At 49.5% G+C, this 2,910-nt stretch carries 1 rRNA gene and 1 other annotated feature (1 of these 2 cut by a window edge); the gene reads left to right on the top strand.

The annotated features are described in order from the left end of the window. A 16S ribosomal RNA gene (locus UFO1_RS23920) occupies positions 1-959 on the top strand; it begins 599 nt to the left of the window's first position. 307 nt (positions 960-1,266) lie between these two features. Then, positions 1,267-2,910 (top strand) — a sequence feature (23S ribosomal RNA rRNA prediction is too short).

Below are 2,910 nucleotides of genomic sequence, written 5' to 3' on the forward strand. Positions count from 1 at the left end.
ATAATAAGTCTGATGTTAAAGTTCGGGGCTCAACCCCGTGAAGCATTTGGATACTGTTATTCTTGAGTGCAGGAGAGGAAAGTGGAATTCCTAGTGTAGCGGTGAAATGCGTAGATATTAGGAGGAACACCAGTGGCGAAGGCGACTTTCTGGACTGTGTCTGACACTGAGGCGCGAAAGCCAGGGTAGTGAACGGGATTAGATACCCCGGTAATCCTGGCCGTAAACGATGGGTACTAGGTGTTGGGGTATCGACCCCTCCAGTGCCGGAGTTAACGCAATAAGTACCCCGCCTGGGGAGTACGGCCGCAAGGTTGAAACTCAAAGGAATTGACGGGGGCCCGCACAAGCGGTGGAGTATGTGGTTTAATTCGACGCAACGCGAAGAACCTTACCAAGGCTTGACATCGTCTGATGCTCCTAGAGATAGGAAGTTCTCCTTCGGGAGACAGATAGACAGGTGGTGCATGGCTGTCGTCAGCTCGTGTCGTGAGATGTTGGGTTAAGTCCCGCAACGAGCGCAACCCTTATCCTATGTTGCCAGCGCGTAATGGCGGGAACTCATGGGAGACTGCCGTGGATAACACGGAGGAAGGTGGGGATGACGTCAAGTCATCATGCCCCTTATGTCTTGGGCTACACACGTACTACAATGGGCTTTAATAGAGGGTAGCGAAGCCGCGAGGTGAAGCCAAACCCAAAAACAAGCTCTCAGTTCGGATTGCAGGCTGCAACTCGCCTGCATGAAGTCGGAATCGCTAGTAATCGCAGATCAGCATGCTGCGGTGAATACGTTCCCGGGCCTTGTACACACCGCCCGTCACACCACGAAAGTTGAGAGCACCCGAAGCCGGTGAGGTAACCAGCAATGGAACCAGCCGTCGAAGGTGAGATCAGTGATTGGGGTGAAGTCGTAACAAGGTAGCCGTATCGGAAGGTGCGGCTGGATCACCTCCTTTCTATGGAGATTTGAATCATTGAAATACATGGTTCTAATCCAAGGTCGACACATCTGGTTGTTCATCTACTTACATTGCTTAGTTTTGAGGGAATACGTCCTTGTTGCTACAAGAAATTGTAGTGATAGGAAATGTAGTACCTTATATGTTCTTTGAAAACTGCACAGAAGAAAGCAAAGTAATAATTCTAATAGCAATATTAGGGTGATTACCGAGCATGTTAGGATTTTTTAAAAAACGTATGATCCTTTGGGATTGTACACCACTAATGATTGTTCATTTATGAGCAGTCGATTAGCAAGACATAAGTCAAGCTAATAAGGGCATACGGTGGATGCCTTGGCGCCAAGAGCCGATGAAGGACGGGGTAAGCTCCGATAAGCTAGGGGGAATCGCAAGCAGGTTTTGATCCCTAGATTTCCGAATGGGAAACCCAACAGTGGTAATGCACTGTTACCCATACCTGAGAGTATGAGGAGGGCACCTGGGGAACTGAAACATCTAAGTACCCAGAGGAAAAGTAATCAAGTGAGATTCCCTAAGTAGCGGCGAGCGAACGGGGAAGAGCCCAAACCGAGTCAGTTTACTGATTCGGGGTTGAGGACCGGCATAATTCGAGTCAGGCTTAGTCGAACTACCTGGAAAGGTAGACCATAGGGGGTAACAGTCCCGTAGACGAAAAGCAGAGCAAGATGGCCGAGTTCCAGAGTACCACGAGACACGTGAAACCTTGTGGGAAGCAGGGGGGACCACCCTCCAAGGCAAAATACTCCTTGGCGACCGATAGCGTATAGTACCGTGAGGGAAAGGTGAAAAGCACCCCGGGAGGGGAGTGAAAAAGAACCTGAAACCGTATGTCTACAAGCAGTTGAAGACCCTTATGTGGTCAACAGCGTGCCTATTGAAGAATGAACCGGCGAGTTACAGTAACTAGCGAGGTTAAGCAGAAGATGTGGAGCCGCAGCGAAAGCGAGTCTTAATAGGGCGAATAGTTAGTTGTTGTAGACCCGAAACCGCAGTGATCTATCCATGGCCAGGTTGAAGCGCAGGTAAAATTGCGTGGAGGACCGAACTCGTGAACGTTGAAAAGTTTTGAGATGAGTTGTGGATAGGGGTGAAATGCCAATCGAACGCGGAGATAGCTGGTTCTCCCCGAAATAGCTTTAGGGCTAGCCTCAAGAAATAAGTACAGACGGTAGAGCTCTGATTGGGCTAGGGGCCTTATAGGTTACCGAACTCTGTCAAACTGCGAATGGCTGTACTCGGACCTTGGGAGTCAGACTGCGAGTGATAAGACCCGTAGTCAAGAGGGAAACAGCCCAGACCATCAGCTAAGGTCCCAAATGCCGTACTAAGTGGCAAAGGATGTGGAACTTCAGAAACAACCAGGATGTTGGCTTAGAAGCAGCCACCATTTAAAGAGTGCGTAATAGCTCACTGGTCGAGAGGTTTTGCGCCGAAGATGTCCGGGGCTAAAGTACGGAACCGAAGCTATGGATTTTAACTTTGTTACAAGTGGTAGGGGAGCGTTCTATACGCTTTGAAGCAGTACCGTAAGGAGCTGTGGAGTATATAGAAGTGAGAATGCCGGTATGAGTAGCGAAAAGACAAGTGAGAATCTTGTCCACCGAAAGCCTAAGGTTTCCTGAGCAACGCTCGTCGTCTCAGGGTAAGTCGGGGCCTAAGCCGAGGCGTAAATGCGTAGGCGATGGACAACTGGCAAACATTCCAGTACCACCCACATCCGTTTGAGTGATGGAGTGACACAGAAGGGTAAGTAATCGCATGAATGGAAGAAATGCGTCTAAGCTTGTAGGGTGTTTAGTAGGCAAATCCGCTAAACGTATAGCCTGAGGAGTGACGGGGAGTTGCTAGCGATAGCGATGAACTTACTGATCCCACACTGTCAAGAAAAGCTTCTAGCGAGGCTGTGGGTGCCCGTACCGCAAAC

Source organism: Pelosinus sp. UFO1 (assembly GCF_000725345.1).
In the GTDB taxonomy this organism is placed as follows: domain Bacteria; phylum Bacillota; class Negativicutes; order DSM-13327; family DSM-13327; genus Pelosinus.